Below are 1,520 nucleotides of genomic sequence, written 5' to 3'. Positions count from 1 at the left end.
ATGTCTGACTTTAGCCGCTCATCAGCATACATGCGTTTTAAACGGGCATTTTCAGCCTCAAGTTCTTTAAGCCGCGTCATCATTGAAAGATCCATGCCGCCATATTTGGACTTCCACTTGTAGAATGTAGCAGAGCTCATACCATGTTCGCGGCACAAGTTCGGTATGGGTGTTCCTGCTTCGGCTTGCTTCAAGATACTCATGATCAAGCTGTCTGAATACTTAGATGTTTTCATAGAAAATCTCCTTAAATCAAGGTTATTCGATTTTCTACTTTTAAACTCAATTATTTTTAGGGGGGATTACCCAGCCTTACCAAGCGATCCTATAAGCCTTAATTTAGTTCCCACCTAAAAACAAGTGGGGACTTAATCCATAAACATGGATATATATTCAGCAACACCTCCTGTTGCTAAAAAACGCCGAAAATACAGCAAAGAATTCAAACTCAGTATTGTCAATGCCTGCAAAAATCCTAATACCTCGATCGCTTCGGTCGCACTGCAACATAGTATTAATGCCAACCTTGTCAGTCGTTGGATCAGGATCTTCAGCCATCATGAGGGTGCCGTGCAGGATCCTACTCATGTGAATCCAGCATTTATTGCTTTGCCTTACACTGCTGCAATCAGCCAACCTATTGATGAGAGGATCATGTTGTGTATCACCGTGCCTCATACGAATAATGATATTCAGCTAAAATGGCAGACATCAGAAATACCTATCTTGGCAGAATTACTCAAGGCACTTGCAACATGATCCGTATCAATGAAATTTGGCTCTCTACCCAGCCCATGGATATGCGAGCAGGAATGGATACTGTCATGGCTCAGGTGGTGAGAGCCTTTGGCTACATCAAACCGCATTGCGCCTACCTGTTCTGTAATAAACGTGGTCATCGTATGAAAGTGTTGGTACATGATGGACTGGGCATCTGGCTGTGTGCCTGGCGTTTGGAACAGGGTAAATTTCACTGGGCTCAAGTTCACCAAGGTGAAACCGTGGCCCTCAGCCCGGAACAGTTACAGGCATTAATCCAAGGTTTGCCCTGGCAGAGAATTGGATTGCAGCAAGTGGTGAATATGCTCTAAACCAAGCTCGGCTATTCTGCCATCCTCCAAACGTTCTATTTCATTCTCTTCATGACCTCAGGCATACTGCGGTCATGAATACGCTGCCTGACTTAAGCCAACTGACCCATGAACAACTGCTGGAATTCACCAGGCAGTTGGCGATGCAGCATCAGTCTCTGGCACAATCAAATCAAGAATTAGAAAAATCAAACCAGCAATTAGATGCCAGAGTTCAACATCTTGAAGTCACCAATCAGCAATTAGATTCTAAAGTTCAACATCTTTCTATTCTCAATCAAAAATACGAGCATGAACTCGCACTATTTAAACAGCACAAATTCGGCAGTAAAAACGAACATCTCACTGCAAAACAAATCCACCTGTGGGATGAAGCGGTTGAAGAAGATATTGCCGCGGTTGATCTAGAACTGGAACGGCTAAATGCAG

The 1,520-nt window shown here is 43.6% G+C and carries 4 protein-coding genes; 3 read left to right on the top strand and 1 reads right to left on the bottom strand.

All coding sequences use genetic code 11. The annotated features are described in order from the left end of the window. On the bottom strand, nucleotides 1-236 hold a 236-nt coding region (locus E0H79_RS15020), incomplete at its 3' end, for a transposase (RefSeq protein WP_131262067.1). A gap of 139 nt (nucleotides 237-375) precedes the next feature. On the opposite strand from E0H79_RS15020, the gene E0H79_RS15015 reads away from it, so the two are divergent. From E0H79_RS15015 to E0H79_RS15005, 3 genes are all read left to right on the top strand, one after another. Beyond that, nucleotides 376-759 carry a transposase gene (locus E0H79_RS15015; protein WP_131262066.1) on the top strand — a complete coding sequence of 128 codons (384 nt, stop codon included), beginning with the start codon at nucleotides 376-378 and terminating at the stop codon, nucleotides 757-759. Further along, nucleotides 756-1,091, top strand: coding sequence for an IS66 family insertion sequence element accessory protein TnpB (gene tnpB, locus E0H79_RS15010; protein WP_165492559.1), 336 nt, complete (start codon nucleotides 756-758; stop codon nucleotides 1,089-1,091). The genes E0H79_RS15015 and tnpB overlap by 4 nt, the downstream gene beginning before the upstream one ends. A gap of 74 nt (nucleotides 1,092-1,165) precedes the next feature. Then, nucleotides 1,166-1,520: DUF3287 domain-containing protein (locus E0H79_RS15005; RefSeq protein WP_131262064.1), on the top strand; the 355-nt coding region annotated here is incomplete at its 3' end.

The sequence above is a fragment of the Acinetobacter sp. ANC 5045 genome, assembly GCF_004331005.1.
In the GTDB taxonomy this organism is placed as follows: domain Bacteria; phylum Pseudomonadota; class Gammaproteobacteria; order Pseudomonadales; family Moraxellaceae; genus Acinetobacter; species Acinetobacter towneri.
This window is presented reverse-complemented; position numbering and strand designations above follow the sequence as displayed.